At 34.7% G+C, this 20821-nt stretch carries 20 protein-coding genes; 17 read left to right on the top strand and 3 right to left on the bottom strand.

Annotated elements, in window-relative coordinates:
• Positions 1–580: 580 nt before the first annotated feature.
• Positions 581–1138: a flavodoxin family protein gene (locus AC6F34_RS01500; protein WP_500768255.1), complete on the bottom strand. Its 558-nt coding sequence runs from the start codon at positions 1136–1138 to the stop codon at positions 581–583.
• Positions 1139–1281: 143 nt separating this feature from the next.
• On the opposite strand from AC6F34_RS01500, the gene AC6F34_RS01495 reads away from it, so the two are divergent.
• The 7 genes from AC6F34_RS01495 to AC6F34_RS01465 all read left to right on the top strand — a co-directional run bounded on the left by AC6F34_RS01495 (position 1282) and on the right by AC6F34_RS01465 (position 9683).
• Positions 1282–2250, top strand: coding sequence for a M23 family metallopeptidase (locus AC6F34_RS01495; RefSeq protein WP_500768254.1), 969 nt, complete (start codon positions 1282–1284; stop codon positions 2248–2250).
• 302 nt (positions 2251–2552) lie between these two features.
• Positions 2553–3686 (top strand): zinc-dependent alcohol dehydrogenase, encoded by a 1134-nt coding sequence (locus AC6F34_RS01490; protein ID WP_500768252.1) that lies wholly within the window; start codon positions 2553–2555, stop codon positions 3684–3686.
• Between the two features lie 445 nt (positions 3687–4131).
• A complete protein-coding gene (locus tag AC6F34_RS01485; protein ID WP_500768250.1) occupies positions 4132–5643 on the top strand; it encodes a phytoene desaturase family protein in 1512 nt (503 codons plus the stop codon).
• A gap of 21 nt (positions 5644–5664) precedes the next feature.
• The gene (locus AC6F34_RS01480; RefSeq protein ID WP_500768248.1) at positions 5665–6561 is read left to right on the top strand and encodes a phytoene/squalene synthase family protein; all 897 of its coding nucleotides are present in this window, start codon (positions 5665–5667) and stop codon (positions 6559–6561) included.
• Entirely contained in the window at positions 6561–8054 is a 1494-nt protein-coding gene (locus AC6F34_RS01475) for a phytoene desaturase family protein (RefSeq protein WP_500768246.1), read from the top strand. Before AC6F34_RS01480 ends, AC6F34_RS01475 begins: the two co-directional genes overlap by 1 nt.
• A gap of 13 nt (positions 8055–8067) precedes the next feature.
• Complete coding sequence (locus AC6F34_RS01470; RefSeq protein ID WP_500768244.1) at positions 8068–9192, top strand: glycosyltransferase family 2 protein; 1125 nt, start codon at positions 8068–8070, stop codon at positions 9190–9192.
• A complete protein-coding gene (locus AC6F34_RS01465; protein ID WP_500768241.1) occupies positions 9165–9683 on the top strand; it encodes a glycosyl-4,4'-diaponeurosporenoate acyltransferase CrtO family protein in 519 nt (172 codons plus the stop codon). The genes AC6F34_RS01470 and AC6F34_RS01465 overlap by 28 nt, the downstream gene beginning before the upstream one ends.
• A gap of 520 nt (positions 9684–10203) precedes the next feature.
• On the opposite strand, the gene katG is transcribed toward AC6F34_RS01465, so the two are convergent.
• Positions 10204–12432, bottom strand: coding sequence for a catalase/peroxidase HPI (gene katG, locus AC6F34_RS01460; protein ID WP_500768239.1), 2229 nt, complete (start codon positions 12430–12432; stop codon positions 10204–10206).
• Between the two features lie 386 nt (positions 12433–12818).
• Here katG and AC6F34_RS01455 point away from each other — a divergent pair, with 386 nt between their 5' ends.
• From AC6F34_RS01455 to AC6F34_RS01420, 8 genes are all read left to right on the top strand, one after another.
• On the top strand, positions 12819–13157 hold the full coding sequence (locus AC6F34_RS01455; protein WP_500768237.1) for a DnaJ family domain-containing protein: 339 nt from the start codon (positions 12819–12821) through the stop codon (positions 13155–13157).
• A gap of 77 nt (positions 13158–13234) precedes the next feature.
• Positions 13235–13606 carry an iron chaperone gene (locus AC6F34_RS01450; RefSeq protein WP_500768235.1) on the top strand — a complete coding sequence of 124 codons (372 nt, stop codon included), beginning with the start codon at positions 13235–13237 and terminating at the stop codon, positions 13604–13606.
• Positions 13607–13788: 182 nt separating this feature from the next.
• Positions 13789–14598: a nucleotidyltransferase domain-containing protein gene (locus AC6F34_RS01445; RefSeq protein ID WP_500768233.1), complete on the top strand. Its 810-nt coding sequence runs from the start codon at positions 13789–13791 to the stop codon at positions 14596–14598.
• 52 nt (positions 14599–14650) lie between these two features.
• Positions 14651–14971 carry an MFS transporter gene (locus AC6F34_RS01440; protein WP_500768231.1) on the top strand — a complete coding sequence of 107 codons (321 nt, stop codon included), beginning with the start codon at positions 14651–14653 and terminating at the stop codon, positions 14969–14971.
• Positions 14959–15150, top strand: a complete 192-nt coding sequence (locus AC6F34_RS01435) for an MFS transporter (protein WP_500768229.1) — start codon at positions 14959–14961, stop codon at positions 15148–15150. The genes AC6F34_RS01440 and AC6F34_RS01435 overlap by 13 nt, the downstream gene beginning before the upstream one ends.
• A 114-nt stretch (positions 15151–15264) precedes the next feature.
• Positions 15265–15828: a cysteine hydrolase family protein gene (locus AC6F34_RS01430; RefSeq protein WP_500768227.1), complete on the top strand. Its 564-nt coding sequence runs from the start codon at positions 15265–15267 to the stop codon at positions 15826–15828.
• Between the two features lie 248 nt (positions 15829–16076).
• Positions 16077–16799 carry an alpha/beta fold hydrolase gene (locus tag AC6F34_RS01425; RefSeq protein ID WP_500768225.1) on the top strand — a complete coding sequence of 241 codons (723 nt, stop codon included), beginning with the start codon at positions 16077–16079 and terminating at the stop codon, positions 16797–16799.
• Positions 16800–16892: 93 nt separating this feature from the next.
• Positions 16893–17882 carry a zinc-dependent alcohol dehydrogenase family protein gene (locus AC6F34_RS01420; RefSeq protein WP_500768223.1) on the top strand — a complete coding sequence of 330 codons (990 nt, stop codon included), beginning with the start codon at positions 16893–16895 and terminating at the stop codon, positions 17880–17882.
• A 129-nt stretch (positions 17883–18011) separates the two neighbouring features.
• Here AC6F34_RS01420 and AC6F34_RS01415 read toward each other — a convergent pair whose 3' ends face one another.
• Positions 18012–19046 carry a flavin-containing monooxygenase gene (locus AC6F34_RS01415; protein ID WP_500768221.1) on the bottom strand — a complete coding sequence of 345 codons (1035 nt, stop codon included), beginning with the start codon at positions 19044–19046 and terminating at the stop codon, positions 18012–18014.
• A 208-nt stretch (positions 19047–19254) separates the two neighbouring features.
• Between AC6F34_RS01415 and AC6F34_RS01410 the strand changes: the two genes are divergently transcribed.
• Entirely contained in the window at positions 19255–19821 is a 567-nt protein-coding gene (locus tag AC6F34_RS01410; protein ID WP_500768219.1) for a DUF6434 domain-containing protein, read from the top strand.
• A gap of 214 nt (positions 19822–20035) precedes the next feature.
• The gene (locus AC6F34_RS01405; RefSeq protein WP_500768217.1) at positions 20036–20812 is read left to right on the top strand and encodes a class I SAM-dependent methyltransferase; all 777 of its coding nucleotides are present in this window, start codon (positions 20036–20038) and stop codon (positions 20810–20812) included.
• Positions 20813–20821: the final 9 nt, after the last annotated feature.

Genomic DNA, 20821 nt, shown 5'->3' with positions numbered 1-20821 from the left:
CAAAATTAGCTAGTTTGAGATCACGAAATCTCATTTGAGATCAAAGTAGCGTACTTTAAGATCACGCAATCTCATTTGAGATCAAAATTAGCTAGTTTGAGATCACGAAATCTCATTTGAGATCAAAACTAGCTAGTTTGAGATCACGAAATCTCATTTGAGATCACGAAATCTCATTTGAGATCAAAGAAGCGTATTTTAAGATCACGAAATCTCATTTGAGATCAAAATTAGCTAGTTTAAGATCACGAAATCTCATTTGAGATCAAAGTAGCGTAGTTAAAGATCACGCAATCTCATTTTAGATAAAAATTAGCTAGTTTGAGATCACGAAATCTCATTTGAGATCAAAGTAGCGTATATTAAGATCACGAAATCTCATTTGAGATCAAAACTAGCTAGTTTGAGATCACGAAATTCTATTTGAGATCAAAGTAGCGTAGTTAAAGATCACGCAACCCCTATTTTAGATCAAAGTAGCGTATTTTAAGATCATGAAATCTCATTTGAGATCAAAGTTGAGTAGTTTAAGATCACGCAACCTCTTTTTAGGTCAAACAGTAGAGTTCATTTGTAGTAATCACGCATTGTCAGCTTGAGCTTTTAGTTTTTTATTTAATAATGAAGCCTGAACTATTGCGGTGTCATCGTTTAATATCTCGCCTGGTTTATTTCCTTCACCAAGAATGTATGAGTAAAATTCCATATTTAAAAAGTCACATGTATACTGCATTTGTTGAATGAGAGGAAGGCCTTTCACTTTAGGTTGATCACCTCCAACTGCCAAAACAATTACCTTAAGTCCTTTAAAATGTTCTTTTAGCTTTGGGTAACGCTCGTCACGGATGGCTTGACTAAAACGATCTATCATATTTTTCATAAGACCAGAAACAGAATACCAATAAATTGGAGTTGCAAAAATGACCATGTCGCTATGTAAGAGTGCTTCAACAATCTTGTCGTAATCATCATCAATCTCTTTAAACCCATCAGGATCATGGCGTAAATCCTCAATTGGATGAATCTTTAGATCCTTAAGCGAAATTTTAGTGTATTTTATTCCACTTAGAACCTTCTCTGTTAAAATCTCTGTATTGCTTTCATTTCTTGTGTTGCCCATAAACGCTGTAATTTTCATGAGATCATTCCTTTCAATTTGTAACTAGATTACCGATTATCTATAAATTTATAAAGAAATAAGCTCAAGTTTATTATGTAATTGAAACTTTCCATCTTTTTATTCGTAGGTAAATTAGGAGATAAGGAAAGGAAGAGATTTGAATGAAGACATTCATATCACCAGATGATTTTCTTAATTATTGGAAAAAAGGTGAATTCGAAAGAATTTACGATTCAACATCATCAGCTTTTAAAAAGATGATTACATATGATCATTTTAAGAAATTATGCCAATCTTTTAGTGATGAAGAGGATACATATCATTTAGAAGCAAAAACGAACATGCCAAATGCAGTACAATATTTTTGGTTAGAAGATAAAAGGGAAAAAGCGATTGTTGCTACATTTGCTGAAGGTTGTATTCAAAGTTTTTATCTCAAACCATTTATTACTTATCCAGACACAGACAAAGTGTTAACCAAGAACAAATACATTATGCCAGTTAAAGGGGAATGGTTTGTGTTTTGGGGTGGGACAAATGAAGTGTTTAATTATCATTATGTATATGAAAGTCAAAGATATGCATATGATCTAGTAAAAGTACAAGAAGGTAAAACATTCAATGGAGATCCTACTTTAAACAGTAACTACTTTGCGTTTGATGAGGAAGTTGTAGCACCAGCTGATGGGAAAGTCACCGTTGTAGTTGATGGGAAGCAAGATCAAATTCCTGGTGCAATGGATGAAAACGAACTAGCCGGCAATTATATTGTTATTGAACATAAATACAATGAATATAGTGTGATTGCACATTTTAAAAAAGACTCCATTGCTGTAAAAAAAGGGGACAAGGTGTTTGAAGGGCAAGTAATCGGTAAGTGTGGAAATTCAGGGCACTCATCTGAAGCACACATCCATTTTCAAGTTTCGAATTCCCGAAATTTCTTAAAAGGAAAATCAATCAGAATTCATTTTAGAGATGGGGAAGAACCAGTCCAAGGAGACTTTATTACGAATTCATTTGATTATCAAGCTAGATTTGAAAACAAATTGGACACTGTTGATAAGACCATTACATTTGCAGATGTTTTGCTGTTCATTCCTAGAGTAATCATCCAGATATTCAAATAAAATGTTTAAATGAACACCCTAATCATTTCCGAAAAGATGTATAAACACAGGCTATTTTTGATATGAATAAATAGCTGTAACCCTACATTTTTTTAGTTTTATAATGTTTAACGGTTCCTAACACTTTGTTAAGTTTCTTGCTAATTGCCCAACCCATAGTTAAATAGATGGTTTGGTTTTATTTATTTGTAAAGCAAGTCTTCAAACTCATTCACATTCGAAGCTTGTCATATTCATTATTGAGTATAATCCTCACAATTTTGAATGAAAATAAAGGCATAGAAGTGAATGGGGGCAATAAGATGAGAGCCGTTACTTATCAAGGTGCAAATCAAATTCAAGTTCGTAATGTAAAAGATGCAAAAATCGAGAAGTACGATGATATCGTTGTGAAAATCACTTCTACTGCTATATGTGGATCTGATTTGCATTTATATCAGGGAAATATCCCTTTACACCGAGGTTATGTTATTGGACATGAGCCGATGGGGATCGTTGAAGAAGTGGGACCTGGGGTAACTAAGGTTAAAAAAGGTGATCGAGTTGTCGTTCCGTTCAATGTATCCTGTGGACACTGCTATTATTGTGATCATAAAATGGAAAGTCAATGTGACAATTCGAACCCTCATTATGATTCTGGTGGCTACTTTGGCTACTCTGAAAAGTTTGGGAATCATCCAGGTGGACAAGCGGAATATTTAAAAGTACCTTTTGGTAATTTTACACCTTTTGTTATTCCAGAATCATGCGATTTAGAAGATGAATCTCTATTATTTTTATCGGATGTTCTTCCAACAGCATATTGGAGTGTTGTTAACTCAGGTGTAACACCAGGAGATACAGTCATCGTTCTTGGTTGTGGACCGGTCGGTTTAATGGCTCAAAAATTTGCATGGATGAAGGGGGCAAAGAGGGTTATTGCCGTAGATCATCTTGAATACCGCGTCCAACATGCAAAAAGAATGAATCAAGTTGAAGTGTTTGAGTTTACAAAATATCCTGATATGGGAGAGCATTTAAAAGAGATTACACAAGGTGGGGCTGATGTTGTCATAGACTGTGTGGGGATGGACGGCAAGAAATCTCCGCTAGAGTATTTAGAACAAAAGCTAAAATTACAAGGAGGAACATTAGGTCCAATTCAAATTGCGTCAAAGGCAGTTCGCAAATTTGGAACTGTTCATCTAACAGGGGTGTATGGAGGGAATTATAATCTATTTCCCTTAGGAGCCTTTTGGGTTAGAAATATTAATATTAAAATGGGGCAAGCACCAGTTATTCATTTTATGCCTGGATTATTAAAGATGATTACAGATGGAAAATTAGACCCTACAGAAATCATCACACATAAACTTCCATTAGAAGATGCAAGTCACGCATATAAAATTTTCAATAATCATGAAGATGGCTGTATAAAGGTAATATTAAAGCCATAAGAATTGGAAAGCTGCCGTCATAATGACGGCAGTTTCTAAGTTAGCCAAACTGTTTAATATTGTGCAAAGTCCATCATCAGTCTTTACAGAGTATTCGAATGTATTACAATATTGTACTATGAAAATTCCTCTTTTCTTAAAACTCCTAGCGTGTAAAAACCATTTTTTTGAACTACAAAACAAAACATTTTTCCTTAGATTATGCTTTATTATCCATTCCTAAATTCGTTCTTTTAATTGTTTGGAGGATTCATTAAAATTATTTTAAAAAAAATATTTAAATTGAGGTTTAGCTTCTTTTTGAAAAGGGAATATGGAAATAGTTTATTTTTTTACATTTACATTTTGTAAATGTGTTTTAATTGACACTTGTGTCACTTTCAAGAATAATAGGTACAAATAATTAATATTTAGACAAATGTGTAACAGTCGAGAGGAGCAATTTATGGGTAAGAAAATTTTTGTCATTGGTGCAGGGATTGCTGGGTTAGCAAGCGCAATTCGATTGCAGCATTCTGGTTATGATGTAGAAATCATCGAAAAGGGTTCTGTTCCAGGAGGGAAAATGAACCGAATTATTAAGGATGGTTATGAATTTGATTTAGGTCCAACAATAGTAATGATGCCAGAACTGTATCGCGAAATATTCGAATTAGTTGGCAGAAATCCTGACGATTATATACCAATGGAAAAATTAGATCCTATGTACTCTGTTTTTTTTGGAGATAAGCCCGAAGATAAATTTGAAGTATCATCAGACCTAACTCATTTAATGAAAACATTAGAGTCCATAAGTGAAAAAGACGCTCAAGGCTTTTTAACTTATTTAGAGAAAATATATAAACGCTTTCTTGTGGCAAAAGAGCACTTTTTACAAAGACCATTCAGGAATGCTAAAGATTTTTACAACCCATTTATGTTAAAGCAAGCAATGAAGTTAAGAACGTTAAATACGGCTGACCAATTTATAGGTAAATATGTTAAAAACGAGAGACTAAAGCAAATGCTAAGCTTCCAAACATTATACATAGGAGTTTCTCCATATAATGGACCTTCCCTTTATACGATTATTCCAATGATTGAACTGCTATATGGTGTATGGTTCATTAAGGGAGGTATGCATTCAATGGCAAAAGCAATGGAAAAACTATTTTACGAAATTGGTGGGAAGATTACGTACAATCAGGAAGTTGACGAAATTTGTATCAAAGATGGTAAAGCTACAGGGATTATCGTGAACGGTGAAGTTAAAAACAGCGATTTTGTAATGTGTAATGCAGATTTTCCTCATGCAATGAAACATTTGGTGAAAGATACAAAAGCAAAAGGGAAGAAATATACGGACAATAAAATAGACAAGATGAAATATTCATGTTCCTGTTTTCTCATGTACTTAGGTATGGATAAAAAATATGACAATGTTGATACTGTTCATAATTTCGTTTTTAGTGAAAATGTAAAAGAAAATATCAACCAAGTCTTTGATGGAGAACGTATTAAAGACCCATCTTTCTATGTTTATATTGGATCGAAAATGGAAGCCTCTATGGCACCGCCTAACAAAGACGGGTTGTATATTTTAGTTCCAGTATCTGATCTGTCTACAGGAAAGGATAATTGGAATGAGGATACCATTCAATATTATCGAAATAAAGTAATGTCAAAACTTAGTAGAATCAAAGGGTTTGAAAACGTTCAGCAAGAAATTGTTTCAGAGTCATATATGACACCTGTTGATTTTAAAGAAAAGTTAAATGCTTATAATGGTGCTTGTTTTGGTTTAAGACCAAATTTACTTCAAAGCAATCATTTAAGACCACAAAGTAAAGCAAAAAATTGTGAGAACTTGTATTTCACTGGCAGCAGTACACACCCAGGTGCAGGTGTCCCAATTGTGTTATTATCGGCAAAAATCGCTACTGAAGAACTTTTATTAGATGATGGTCAACTTACTTAGTTAAATGAAAGGGGAAATAACTTGAATATTCATTACTCACTCACTTTAGATCAGGACTACTTATATTGCGAAAAAATTATTAAGGCAAATTCTAAAAGTTTCTATTATACATTTAAACAATTACCGCCTGAAAAAGCAAAAGCAGTTTTTGCAATTTATGCATTTTGTAGGCAAGCAGATGATGCTTTAGATAAAGCCAATACAACGGAAGAAAAGATCAATAGAATTAATTCGTTAGAACAAGAGCTCATTCTCTTTGCAAAGAAACAAGAAGTAGATAAACCTTTATGGAGAGCGTTAAGGGATGTGTTTAATCGATACCCTATGAAAGTCGAGCCATTTTTTGACCAAATTTTTGGTCAAAAGATGGATCTAGACTTTAAAGGAATAAACACAATTGAAGAATTAGAGTCTTATAGCTACTATGTTGCAGGTTCAGTAGGGTTAATGCTACTTCCTATCCTTGCTGATACAGTAACAATCGAGTTAGAGAAAGCAGCTGTACAGCTCGGCCAAGCAATGCAATTAACCAATATATTAAGAGATGTGGGTGAAGATTATCTTGTTCACAACAGGATTTATTTGCCAAGAGAAGAGATGAACAAATACTTCTTGGATGACGATTTCTTTATTAGTTTAGAAGTGGATGAAAGCTTTGTTAACTTATGGGAATTAATTGCACGAAGATCTGAATTTTTATATGACGAATTTGAAAAGCACATCTTGTATTTTGCTGAGGACAGCCAGTTTGAAGTGATGTCTGCCGCTCGAGTTTATCGAAGTTACTTAAAAGTTGTACGTGAAAGAAATTATGACTGCTTAAAATTCAAAAGTACGATGAATCTTAGTATTATTGAAGATGCTTTTAATAGGACTAGAATTGATTTAGCTAATAATCGTGAACGGAGTTGTTCATAATGAGAAGAAAAAAAGCAATTGTGATTGGAGGGGGACTAGGGGGCCTTTCAGCCGCTATCTCCCTTGCTCAAAATGATTTTGAAGTAACGTTATTAGAAAAAAACCATCATCTCGGTGGAAAATTAAATCGATTAGAGAAGAATGGGTTTGGCTTTGATTTAGGACCAAGCATATTAACGATGCCGCAAATTTTTGAAAGATTGTTTTTACGTAGTGGAAAGAAAATGGAGGATTATCTGACGATTAAAAAAATCGAGCATGAATGGAGAAGTTTTTTTCCAAATAATCGTATTATTGATTTGTATGGAGACTTGAAGAAAATGAAAGAAGAGAATCCGTTCTTAACCGAGAAAGATATAAGTGAATATAAAGCTTTTTTGAATTATGCAAAAAGAATATACGAAGAAACGGAAAAAGGCTATTTAAATAAAGGTTTGGATACAACGATGGAAGTCATTAAGAATCATGGTATTGTTCGATCAATTAAGGGCTTTGATTTGTTTTCAACCATGTATGAATCGATCGATCAATACATATCTAACCCCCAACTAAGAGACATGCTCTCCTATTTTATTAAGTACGTTGGTTCATCGCCTTATGAAGCTCCAGCCGTACTTAATATGATGATCTATATGCAACATACACAAGGGGTATGGTATGTTGAAGGTGGGATGCATAAAATAGCTCTTGCATTAAAACAGTTAGCTGAAGAATTAGGCGTTCAGATGCATTTAGGTAAAACAGTTAAAAAGATGCAAAAAGAAGGAAGTCGGATTAAATCTGTTTTACTCGAAGATGGTAGTACCTTGACTGCGGACTACTTTATCTCGAACATGGAAGTCATACCTGTATATGAACAGCTATTAGAAGAAGATGAAAAATTTGTTCGAAAACTTGAGAAGAAATTTGAGCCATCTAGTTCTGGTTTAGTTCTCCATTTAGGTGTAAAAGCAGAGTATCCTGAGCTCGCTCACCATAATTTCTTTTTCTCTGACAACTTAAAAGAACAAATGGATCTAGTTTTTAGAGAAAAAAAATTACCTACTGACCCAACAATTTATGTTGTAAATGTTAATAAAACAGATGCTAGTCAGACAATACCTGGTCATGAAAATATTAAGGTACTTCCACATATACCGTACATACAAGACCAAGCGTTTACACAGGAAGACTATTTGCAATTAAGAGAAACTGTATTACTCAAGTTAGAAAGGATGGGGTTAAAAGATTTAAGAAAAAACATTGTAGTAGAAGATATGTGGACACCTCATGATATCCATAATATGTACCTTTCCCATCGAGGCTCAATTTACGGAACAGTCTCGAACAAGAAAAAAAATAAGGGATTTAAACACAAGAAGAAGAGTGAAAAATATGACAACTTATATTTTGCTGGTGGAACGGTCAATCCAGGTGCAGGAATGCCAATGGTAACATTAAGTGGTCAACAAGTAAGTGATAAAATCATTCAAGCAGAAAAAACCTCAATCTAGGGGGCCAGTTATCATGTTAACAATTATCCTAATTGGATCAATGCTTATTAGCCTTATAGGTATATTGGCAGGCCTATTCATGTTTTGTCATAATCCAACAATTTCAAATGTAAAAAGGGAAGATGCAAAAAGATCGATTTCAATTATAATACCAGCAAGAAACGAAGCGGTTCGTATAAAGCCATTATTGCATTCAATTCGTCAGCAGAAAGGAATAAATATAGAATTGATTATAGTTGATGATGAATCTACAGATGATACTGTACAGGTCGCCAACAATTTTGGAGCGACAGTCTTAAGTAGCAGTGATAACCCCTTGGATTGGAGGGGGAAATCAGCAGCATGTTGGATTGGCGCTAACAAATCAAAACATGACCTTTTGTTATTCTTAGACGCAGATACAAGGTTTGATCATGGTTTTGCATTATTGGATTTAGTAAATGAATATGAACGAATGGGTAGAAAAGGGATTGTTTCATTACAACCGTATCATTATATGGAAAAAAACTATGAACAATTCTCAGCAATTTTTAATCTTATCGTGTTTACAGGCATGAATTGCTTTACTTTTTTGAAGGGGAAATTGAAACCAGCAGGATCGTTTGGACCATGTATTATTACAAATAGAAATGACTACATGTTGGTTGGTGGACATCAAAAAGTTGGCGAAGCTGTAATGGATGATCTTGTTTTGGGAGAATTATATCAATCAAACAAACTCCCAGTTTTGTGTTTAAATGGAAAAGGGTGTATTTCGTTTCGAATGTATCCTGAAGGATTAACGAAACTTATAGACGGATGGTCAAAAAGTTTTGCTACTGCTTCAAGGTCAACAAATCCGTTTGTCATGACATTAATCTGCTTATGGATTACCGGTGCATTTATGAGTATAGGAAGTGTGATGGTTTCAGTGCTGTTGCAGCCAACATATTGGATCATCATTAGTTCATTGATGATTTATGCTTCTTATTTTCTTTTACTAGTAAGGCAAACAAGAAAAGTAGGAAATTTTAAAAAGAGGTATGTTGCAATATACCCGCTATTATTCGTTTTCTTTACAATCGTATTTGTCCGCTCAATTTATTTAACTTCAATCAAACGAAGTGTGAATTGGCGCGGAAGAAAGGTTCAAGTTTAACGATGCCGGTTATAGAATTATCTTTGCCAATGTTATTTTTGGTAAATGTTATTGCTTGGGCACTCGTTCATATATTTGTATCGCTTTGGACAGTTAGAATCCCGATTGAATCATTTCAGAAACAATCATCACTTTATGAAATAAGAAGTTGGGAGAGGGATGGGGAGTTTTGGGATAAGGTATTTTTAGTGAAAAAGTGGAAAGATCATATTCCTGATGGAACTAAAATCATTAGAAGAGGGTTCGCAAAGTCGCAAGTAATAGGGAGATCAGCTGCATATTTAGAGAATTATGTAAATGAAACTAAACGTGCGGAATTTAATCATTGGGTGTCAATACTCCCAGCTCTGTTTTTCATTTTGTGGAATCCTCTATGGGCATGGATTTTAATGATTTTATACGCGTTATTATTTAATCTTCCGATCATCATAGTACAAAGAAGCAATCGTGCTCGATTAGAGAGGATAATATGGAAGAAAATAGTCAAGTAAATACCAAATAACAGAAATCCTGCATTGACTCTGAAAAAATAAATTAAGAGCAACAATCAGTTCACTTATTGATCTATAAGCGCACTATAAAATTTTACCCCTCTAAACTGTAGTACAACAATTTAGAGGGTTTTTTTTTGAAAAATGTAACGTTTTTGAAGTGATAAAACGTATTATTAATCCTTGTAGTATTCATACATGGATTAAATCTGTGAGAAAAATGAAAAGATCTAAAGCCGGTAAGTCTCGGACTCAGATCTTAGATATATACTAATTTCAGACTGTTGACAAACGCATGCATACGTTGTTGTTTGTCAAGTTCGTCCCCTCATGAACCCGGTGTTCTAGTCGGGTATTCACTTGACTGCACGCCTAGTCTGACAAGCGTTTTCAACACAGTCTTAGGGTTTCTTCTGTTAGTAATAATTCCTCTGAAAAAACATGTAGACAAAGTCGGAAATCGACTTTGTCTACAATCTCATACTAATTTTTCTTATTTAATCTTTTTTGAGTTAGGCGATTATTTTAATGCTAGCTCAAGCTTTTTCGCTTTAAGATCAAAGCGGTCTGCATCCATCACTTTTACCCATGCTGCGATAAAGTCATTAACGAATTTTTCCTTATTATCGTGTTGAGCATATACTTCAGCAATCGCACGTAATACAGAGTTAGAACCAAATACAAGGTCGACTCTAGTTGCTGTACGGACGACTTCTCCAGTTACACGGTCACGTCCTTCGTACGTTTGTCCATCAACTGGTTTCCATTGAACTCCGATATCGAGAAGATTCGTAAAGAAGTCATTTGAAAGAGTTCCTACATTTTCAGTGAATACACCATGGTTTGTGCCACCGTGGTTCGTGCCTAATACACGCATACCACCAACTAAAGCTGTCATTTCTGGGGCAGTAAGACCTAATAATTGCGCTTTATCAACAAGTAGCTCCTCAACTGTTACGCTGTATTCTTTCTTCTGATAGTTACGGAATCCATCAGCAGCTGGCTCAAGGAAGTCGAAGCTTTCAGCATCCGTTTGCTCAGCTGTAGCATCTCCGCGGCCAGGAGAGAAAGGTACCGTTACATTGAATCCAGCATTTTCAGCTGCTTTTTCGATTGCTGCGCTACCACCAAGGACGATTAAGTCAGCAAGGCTAACTTTTTTGTCTAATGTAGCTTGTAATTCTTCAAGAGCACCGAGCACTTTAGATAATAGCTCAGGTTGGTTAACTTCCCAGTCTTTTTGTGGAGATAAACGAATACGTGCACCATTTGCTCCACCACGCATATCAGAACCACGGTAAGTGCTTGCAGAAGCCCAAGCTGTTGTTACTAATTCAGAAACTGTTAAACCAGTAGCTAGGATTTTTGCCTTTAAATCTGCAACTTCACTGTCAGATAAGTCATAATCAACTGTTGGAATTGGATCTTGCCAGATTAATTCTTCAGATGGAACTTCTGGTCCCATGTAACGAGTGCGAGGACCCATATCACGGTGAAGAAGTTTAAACCAAGCGCGCGCAAAAGCATCCGCAAATTGTTCAGGGTTCTCATAGAAACGACGAGAGATTTTCTTGTATTCTTCATCATGAAGCAAAGCCATATCAGCTGTTGTCATCATAGTCGGAACCTTTTTAGACGCATCCTCAGCATCAGGTGCTAAATCTTTATCCGCAGGATCCGCAATTTGCCATTGCCAAGCACCAGCAGGGCTCTTCGTTAACCACCATTGGTTTTCGAATAACAATTCGAAATATCCATTATCCCATTGAGTAGGGTTAGCAGTCCAAGCACCTTCGATACCACTTGTAATTGTGTCGCTTCCTTTACCGCTACCATGTGAACTTATCCATCCAAGACCTTGTGCCTCTAATGGAGCAGCTTCTGGCTCAGGTCCAACTTGTGCAGCATCTCCAGCACCGTGAGCTTTACCAAAAGTATGGCCACCAGCAATTAATGCAACTGTTTCTGCGTCATCCATTCCCATACGTGCAAACGTTTCACGAATGTCTCGACCGCTTGCAATTGGATCAGGTTTTCCATTAGGACCTTCTGGGTTAACATAGATTAATCCCATTTGAACTGCAGCAAGAGGGTTTTCTAACTCGCGATCACCTGAGTAACGGTTGTCACCTAGCATTTCTTTTTCATTACCCCAATAAATATCTTCTTCTGGATGCCAGATATCAGGACGCCCACCAGCGAATCCAAATGTTTTACCACCCATTGATTCAATCGCAACGTTTCCTGTCAAAAGCAAAAGGTCAGCCCATGAAATTTTATTGCCGTATTTTTGCTTTATTGGCCATAGCAAGCGGCGAGCTTTATCGATATTAGCATTGTCAGCCCAGCTGTTTAATGGAGCGAAGCGCTGATTCCCTGTGTTACCGCCTCCACGACCGTCACCAGAACGGTATGTACCAGCAGCATGCCAAGACATACGAATAAACATTGGTCCGTAATGACCGTAGTCAGCCGGCCACCAATCTTGGCTATCTGTCATAAGATCATGTAGATCCTTCTTTAATGCATCGTAATCTAATTTGCTGAATTCCTCAGCATAGTTAAATTCTTCACCCATAGGATTAGACTTTGTATCATGTTGATGAAGAATATTTAAGTTTAATTGATTTGGCCACCAGTCTTTGTTTGTAGTAGCAGATGTTTTTTGGTTTGTAATACTTCCATGTGAGAAAGGACATTTGCCTCCTCCAGAATGATTTGCTTCAGAAATAATATTATTATCGCTCATCTTCATTCTCCTTATCTTTTTCAGATTTTAGTAGAAATGATAATACATCAACAAACAACTATTAGATGATAATTATTATCATGTAATTATTATATTAAAATATAGGAGAAATTGAAAGGATAAACTCTATTAATTTTTATTTTTTTGTATACACTGTATAAATAGTAGTCTTATGAGCGGGAATTAATACTTATAATCGTAATGATACAAGAAAAAACAGAAAATTTATAGGTTCATTGGGAAATTATTTGATTAGGAAAATAAGAATACTAGCATTGTTTATTGATAATAAAGCAGGAATAAATGAAAATAGAGAGAATAACTATTATAAAATCTGTAAATTTTAAATTATTAACCATTTTAATGATAAAAGTGAGGTTTTTAAAGTGGATAGAGAATACAACGATTTAATCGGTGACATCTTAAAAAATTCCAAGCAAAGCAGTGATATAAAAGGTAAAGGGAAGCCACTACCAAAAGAATACCTCCAGAGAGATGTCTATCAAAACTTCCAGCATAAAGCAGCAGAAGCCGGATTCTTACCAGAATGGTTAAGGATTCAGAAAGATGTTGCACGCTTACTATTAAAAGCAAAGATTGATTCAGATATAGATGAAATAAACAATAAAATTAAAGAGCATAATTTAAAATGCCCACCTCCTATGCAAAAACCGCTAATAAACGGGTTGAATGATCTTCCAAAAGCAAAAGAAATTTGGTCTTAATTTTCTATTGGTGGTTTACTCGTTTTTTATTTATGGCTAAACTGTTAAGTGCATTAAATAAGTTTGGAGGTACATATATGGAAGAGTTTACTGATTATTTAGCGAGTATAGACAATCCCGATCAACGCATCCGATTAGAGGAAGTATTTAACTGGATTGATGACCATTACTCTAATTTAGATAAAAAGGTTGCTTGGAACCAGCCAATGTATACAGATCATGGAACATTTATAATTGGATTTAGCGCTGCGAAAAAACATATGTCTGTTGCACCTGAAAGAGCCTGTATGGATTATGTATCTGAACATATTGAGTCTAAAGGTCTTGACCATACAAAAGAATTAGTACGGTTTAAATGGAGTGAACCGTTCGATTTTGAATTAATCGACAAAATGATTACATTTAATATTGCGGATAAAGCAGAATGTACAACCTTTTGGAGAAAGTAAGTTGGTTATCAATATTCTTCTAAATAAACCTGATGTCAAAATGTTGTTTTATACAAATTGATCTCAGGTTTTTCGTTATCTAGGTGGTCTTTCATAAAAACGAATGGATGAAGAAAGCAGGAAATTAATTGACGATAGTGAAGTGATCTAGTGGAACTAAATTATATAAAGGGTGAGAAGAAATGATTCATTTAAAGCCTGGCTATGGCTTAGATCGAAACGGATATATAATTAGCGATGTTTCCGAACAAAAAATATTGCAAATGTATAAACCTTGCATTAGCGATTGTATTGATATGATCATCTCCTTGTTTGATAAGAAGTTACATAGTATTTATGTTTATGGGAGTATTGCTAGAGGTGATGCAATTCCTATTAAATCAGATTTAGATTTATTAGTTATCTATAACGAGGAGTTAACGGTAGATGAGAAGACTTCTCTAAAAGAGCAAAGTTTGTTGCTTTCAAATAAATACGAACACCTAATTCGTGATGTCGGCATTGCAACGACAGATGTACGTTATGTAATGGATCCGAAAACTTATTACGAACAAGCATTTATAAAGGAGCTTTGTGTTTGCGTTTATGGGGATGACATTCGAGTACACTTTGGTCCATACAAGTTAACGAGTGAAATCGCCATTCAATTTAATGGTGATATTGGTGCTGTATTTGATAAAACCATGGCTAGTTTGCAATTAGCCTCTACAGAAGAAGAGAAAACACTCATACAAAACTTTTCACGCAAGCTGATTAGAACGTACTATTCTATGGTTATGGCTAGATCACAAATATGGACAACCAAGCTTTCTGAACAAGCCGAGGTGGTCATTAATTACTATAATGAAAAGAATGACGTTATTCTCAAATTAGTGAGATGGATAGATATGCCCCCATCTAATCGTAATGAAGTGGAAAAATTATTTAATGAAGAAGGATCATGGCTTACTACAAACTTTGGAAGAGAAGCATTTATTCATTATGATCTTTAATGGAGACTAACCTTTTGTGTTATAGCTTTTAATACCTAAAGGGGAAGAAAGAATGGAAGCAACTAAGAACGTAGAGTCTCAAGCACGTGATGCTACAATGGAAAACCCAAGCCGTAAAGAAATGATTAATTACGGAATGGGTTTTTTTAGTATTATTTTAGTTTGGACATTATTCGGTTCATTTCTAACTTATTTTTATACAGATATTGTTGGGATATCAGCTGGTATCATTGGAACAATGATGATCATCATCCGTATTTTTGATGGAGTAACAGATGTTGGTATGGGCATGATTGTGGATCGGACAAAGTCTAAACATGGGCGTGCTAGACCATGGATTATTTGGATGGTGGTTTTAGAATGGCAGGTTTAATCAATAGCTCTGCAAGTTTCGGTATGAAGATGGGGACCGGGATAGGTCTAGCGTTAATCGGCTGGCTACTTGAATATGGAGGATATATTGGAACTCAATCGACACCATCAGATAGTGCTTTATCCATGATTATTGCCTTAAACATTCATATACCACTTGTCCTCTGTTTTCCACTATAAGTGCAAGCCAGTTACAATAAAACTTCTAAGTCTTGTATATTAAAGGATAGAAGATTCTTTAGCCTAGTTAGAAGATGAAGATAAATGAATCAATATTCAATGGGGGAATCCACTGTGGGGAAAAACGCGTTAATTATTGTAGATGTTCAAAATGCATTTGATGATCCAAAATGGGGACAAAGAAACAATCACGAAGCAGAAGAAAATATCTTAAAGATCTTAAAGATCTGGAGAGCAAGCAATCAAGAAGTTATTTATATTCAGCATGTATCTGATCAGCTGAGTTCATTGTTTTATCCTGAGAAAGAAGGGTTTCATATTAAAGAAATCGTCAAGCCACTAGTTGGGGAGAAGATTATCATCAAAAAAGTAAATAGTAGCTTCATAGGAACAGAGTTGGAGGATTATCTAATAACTAATGGAATTACCTCTGTGGTAATCACTGGCTTAACGACCCCTCACTGTGTGTCTACAACAACAAGGATGAGCGGGAACTTAGGTTTTACTACGTATTTAGTCGCTGATGCAACAGCAGCATTTGGTATGAAAGATCATACTGGTAAATATTTCGATCCTGAAACGATTCATACGGTTTCATTGGCTACTTTACATGATGAGTTTGCTAAGGTTATAACGACAGAGCAAATCGTGAATGAGATGAATGCTCATTTAAAGTAATATTTTTCGAAAAGTGACACTTCAAGCAGTGTCGCTTTTTCTTTGTAGGTATGTCAGGAATGTTAAAGCTAAGTTTAATTCTTTATCTCTCTCCCAGGAACCGATTTTGCCTATGCACAAATGCAAAGAAACCATCCTTTAGTGAGGAATAATTCGAATAAATAGACAGTTTATTTTAAGAAGAATGTTATGATTAAGAAAAATGAATGAGCGTAAAAGCCGATAGGGTGCGCGGGGTGAATTATATTATGGGAGAAAAGAATGTGCAAATTAGCGGCAGTAAATTATATGCGAAATTACTAGGGGAGAAAAATGACAAGCCTACAATAATAATGGATGCTGGATATGGAGAATATTTTAAAACTTGGGATTCTATAATAAACGAACTTTCAATACTTTCTAGTATTCTCATTTATGATCGAGCAGGGCTAGGAAAAAGTGAACCAAGTACAAACCCTAGAACCAGTCGAGAGATGGTAAAAGAATTAAAGGAACTTTTGATGAAAGCAAAGATCAATCCACCGTATATTCTAGTCGGTCATTCTTTTGGTGGAGTGAATATGCGTATGTTTGCATCTGAATATTGCAATGAAGTGAAGGGGCTAGTGCTTATTGATTCTACACCTGTAGATTATAGAGAAAGATTTCTGCCAACCATGTCAAAAGACTTTCAACAAGCATACAATAAGCAGTTTGTTTATGAAGGTAATTATGAAAAATTTATGGAAAGCCTAAAGCAATTAGAAGAAACTATAGAACAATTAAATGCCCCGCTTATTGTTCTTTCTGCTGGGAAGAAAGAACATTATTCCGAGAAGTCACAAGTATTATGGAACGAGATGCAGAGTGAGATTCTTAAAATATCTACTAACAGTGAATTAGTATTAGCAGATAATATTGGGCATTATATTCATGATGATGAACCTGAATTGGTAGTGAATACAATTAGAAGAATACTAGATATGATCTGAAACGATTTACTGGTGCACTAGAACTTTTAACCATTAGTACAGAGAAGTTTGAAAACTCATTTATATAAAGAGAAAAAAAGGAGTCTTTATAAATTGTTAGCAAAATATATTGATATTAGTGAATTCGGCAATCCAGTGGATGTATTGAAATTCGGACATAAAAAGGTTCAACCTCCGAAGGAAAATGAAGTGCTAGTACAAATGATTGCTAGACCGATAAATCCTTCTGATTTAATTCCAATAAGAGGGTTTTATTCTCATCGTATTGAATTACCGACTATTCCAGGATATGAAGGCGTTGGAATCGTTCAAGATGTAGGATCTTCAGTAGCTCAAAACCTAATAGGAAAGCGTGTGTTACCACTAAGAGGGGAAGGTACTTGGCAAGAATATGTTAAAACTTCTGCACAATTTGCTATATCAATCCCACCATCAATTGATGATTATACAGCTGCACAATTATATATTAACCCTGTTACAGCTTGGGCCATTTGTACAGAGGAGCTAAATTTAGGGCCAAACAAGACGTTATTGGTTAATGCATGCGGATCTGCAATAGGATCTATATTTGCTCAGCTCTCAAAAGTTCTTGGCTTCCGACTCATTGCGATTACGAGAAATAATAACTATACAGAAGATTTATTGAAACTTGGTGCGACTCATGTTATTAATACATCCAGCGATTCTTTACATGAAGCTATAATGGAATTTACTGAAGGACTAGGGGCTGATGCAGCCATTGATTCGATTGGTGGGTCGTCTGGTACCGAGTTAGCTTTTTGCGTAAAGCCCCAAGGTGCATTCATAACGATCGGTTTGTTGTCCGGAATACAAGTGAACTGGGCAAGTATAACGAATGATGCAAAAGTAAACGCGCGAATCTTTCATCTAAGACATTGGAATAAAAAAGCATCAGATAAAAAATGGAATGAAACCTTTAATCATTTAATAGCGTTAGTTAATCAAAATAAGATGAAATTGGCGCCGGTACGATCTCAACACAAATTAGAAAATATAGCAGATGCTATCCGTATAGCTGAGGAAACAACCATTCGAAAAGGGAAAGTTTTTTTAACGAATTAGTTATTCAATTTGTCGAATCATAATATACACAATGCAGATTAATAAAGAAATCGAGAAAACTTCATATCGTTTTCTCGATTTTTGTATTATACGAAATACTCACTATTTAGTTAGTTTCATAAACAAGATTTAAATTTTTATATGTCTCATAAGATAATCAGCATCCTTTTGAACCCCACATACTAAAGATGAACCTCGCTGATGTTGCCAGGGCAATCCAATAAAGTACATGTTTTGGATTATGCTTACTCCTCGATCATGAGCTGGCATGCCGTTCTCCTGTATAGCTCCATTAATATCAATCCAATCATATGATGATTTAAAGCCAGTTGCCCAGATAATAGTTTGTGCATTTATATAGGAACCATCACTAAAATAGACATTACTACCAACAACCTTATCTACACGTGGTTTTACTGTAACCAAATTCTGTTTTATAAGTTTTTTTAAATCCAACCCGAAGATGGGATCATTTCTTTTATGTAACAGCTTTCCCCTTAATGTATTTTTACCAGCATATAAGACACCAAGCTTATCAAGCCAATGAAAAATACTTTTCCCTACTACTTTTAAAGGGAAGTATCTCATCTTATATGAAGTAGCAAGATATACCTCTTTACTCTTAGCTAATTCTACCGCAATTTGTGCTCCAGAATTCCCACCACCTATAATAACTACTGTGTTTCCGTTTATATCAGTTAAATTTTTATAGGAAGAAGAGTGTAGGTGATGAATTTGTTCTCTTTTTTCTATAATAGGTGGGATAAATGGTGTTTGAAACGCTCCTGTTGCCACAACTACATTTTTAGCATGAAATTCTCCCTTTGATGTATATAAATGAAACTTTCCAAACTTTTTCGTTACTTTTCTAACTGTAACACCAAGGGAGATAGGTAATTGGAATTTATCTACATACTTTTTTAAATAATCCCCCATTTCATCTTTTGTTGGGTATTGCTGGGGATCGCCTTCCATCGTATAGTCTGGTAAGGAAGAATACTGTCTAGTAGTAAATAAGGTTAAAGAATCGTATCTCATGCGCCATGAGTCTCCAATTCTTCTATTAGAATCTAGTATTAAATGTCTATAATTCCTCTTCTTTAATTTTTGACTTAATACAATTCCAGCTTGACCTCCACCAATAATAATAATGTCATATACCAAATTAACCACTCCTTAATAATTTAAACTCATTCAAATGAATGTTTGAATGTTTAGTATATGTTATCAGAAAAGTGCATTTCATTCAAATGTACATTTGAATGAAATCTAGTATTTTAACAGGTAAGCTGATCCTAAAGGTTGAATTTGTATTAATTGAATAAAGAGAACGAATGTTCTATAATTATAAGTAAAAATGGTGGTGGATTTTATGAGACCAAAATTAACAAAAGATATTAATATTGAAAGTTTTAAAGATTACTATTGGTTAAAAGAAGAATTACAGTCATTTTGCAGAAAAAACGGCTTAAGCACTTCTGGTTCAAAAATAGAACTATCCGATAGAATTGAAACGTTCTTGCGGACAGGTGAGATAAAGAAACCGATCAGAAAATCTAAAATAAAAAAGAAGGTATCGCAAAATGAATTAAGTCTTGATACAGTCATTACGGCAAACCATCGTTGTAGTCAAGATGTACGTCTGTTCTTAAAGACAGTTATCCCAAAATTTCATTTTTCCACTTATATTCAAAACTATTTTAAAAACAATGTTGGAAAGACTTATCATGATGTTGTAATCGCTTGGTATGAGGAGGAAGAACGAAAGAAAGACCCATCTTATACGAAAGTGATTGCTCCTCAATTTGAATACAATCAATTCATTCGGGATTTTTTCGCGGATTCAAATAATCAAGGTAAAAGTCGTAATGAAGCGATTGAAGCATGGAATGAAATCAAGAAACTACCTGGAAGTAATAAATATGAGATAAAGAAGTAATCATTTAGAACAACAAATCAAATCAATTTTCAAATGATTTGATTTTTGGCAAGAGGCTACTAACAAGCATATATTTGAGTTATTCTTTGTTTTGTCCTCTTCAAAAGATGTATTTAGGGGTATAAGTTTTTCTTATCGCCTTTTATTATTTTATAGTATTAGACTTATAATACTTCTATTGTGTAAAATCTGAATCAAAGGGGAGGCGATTTTTTTGAGCATTGATTTCCATTGCAATAAGAATAAACATAGCTATACGACAAGAAATGCTGATCTATCATGGCAGGAAATGATTAAAGGGATTCTCGGTGATAAAGAGATTAAAAGTGCAGTCGATATTGGATGTGGTGGTGGAATCTACTCAAAAGCGCTTTCAAATATAGGTGTTAAGAATATTATTGGCGTTGACTTTTCTAAATCAAATTTAAATGGTGCTGAAGAGAATTGTATCGATTATAAAAATATCTCATTCAAATTAGGTACAGCGTATGAAACGGGGTTGCCTAATGAAAGTTGTGAATTAATTCTTGAACGAGCATTAATTCATCATTTAGAAGAATTGCTCCCAACTTTTTTAGAGGCATATAGAATCGTAAAGCGAGATGGATACTTAATCGTTCAAGACCGAACTCCAGAGGATTGCTTTTTAGATGGAACTGATGAACATATTAGAGGATATTTCTTTGATTTATTTCCAAAATTAAAAACGATCGAGAGTAAAAGAAGGTTTAAAAGTGAAGAAGTACATAATAATCTTTATGAAGCTGGGTTTAAAGAGGTTCAGGAGATTAAAGTTTGGGAAGTAAGAAAGATTCATGAAGACAAAGAGTCTCTATTAAACGACATTAAGAAGCGAACGGGGAGGAGTATTCTTCATGAGCTATCTGATGATGAAATAGATAAACTTGCTCATCATATGAACGTATCCATACTTAATGAACATAACATAGTTGAGAAAGATAGATGGACAGTTTATGTAGCGAAGAAATGAACCGAGGAG

Source organism: Niallia sp. CD-39 (assembly GCF_059874745.1).
The sequence above is the reverse complement of the archived record's forward strand: the minus strand, read 5'-3'. Positions and strand labels throughout refer to the sequence as shown.

Bases quoted from the DNA above. Each gene is read 5' to 3' on its own strand.
- AC6F34_RS01500 (WP_500768255.1), bottom strand. From the start codon at position 1,138: ATGAAAATTACAGCGTTTATGGGCAACACAAGAAATGAAAGCAATACA.
- AC6F34_RS01495 (WP_500768254.1), top strand. From the start codon at position 1,282: ATGAAGACATTCATATCACCAGATGATTTTCTTAATTATTGGAAAAAA.
- AC6F34_RS01490 (WP_500768252.1), top strand. From the start codon at position 2,553: ATGAGAGCCGTTACTTATCAAGGTGCAAATCAAATTCAAGTTCGTAAT.
- AC6F34_RS01485 (WP_500768250.1), top strand. From the start codon at position 4,132: ATGGGTAAGAAAATTTTTGTCATTGGTGCAGGGATTGCTGGGTTAGCA.
- AC6F34_RS01475 (WP_500768246.1), top strand. From the start codon at position 6,561: ATGAGAAGAAAAAAAGCAATTGTGATTGGAGGGGGACTAGGGGGCCTT.
- AC6F34_RS01470 (WP_500768244.1), top strand. From the start codon at position 8,068: ATGTTAACAATTATCCTAATTGGATCAATGCTTATTAGCCTTATAGGT.
- katG (WP_500768239.1), bottom strand. From the start codon at position 12,432: ATGAGCGATAATAATATTATTTCTGAAGCAAATCATTCTGGAGGAGGC.
- AC6F34_RS01450 (WP_500768235.1), top strand. From the start codon at position 13,235: ATGGAAGAGTTTACTGATTATTTAGCGAGTATAGACAATCCCGATCAA.
- AC6F34_RS01445 (WP_500768233.1), top strand. From the start codon at position 13,789: ATGATTCATTTAAAGCCTGGCTATGGCTTAGATCGAAACGGATATATA.
- AC6F34_RS01440 (WP_500768231.1), top strand. From the start codon at position 14,651: ATGGAAGCAACTAAGAACGTAGAGTCTCAAGCACGTGATGCTACAATG.
- AC6F34_RS01435 (WP_500768229.1), top strand. From the start codon at position 14,959: ATGGCAGGTTTAATCAATAGCTCTGCAAGTTTCGGTATGAAGATGGGG.
- AC6F34_RS01425 (WP_500768225.1), top strand. From the start codon at position 16,077: ATGGGAGAAAAGAATGTGCAAATTAGCGGCAGTAAATTATATGCGAAA.
- AC6F34_RS01410 (WP_500768219.1), top strand. From the start codon at position 19,255: ATGAGACCAAAATTAACAAAAGATATTAATATTGAAAGTTTTAAAGAT.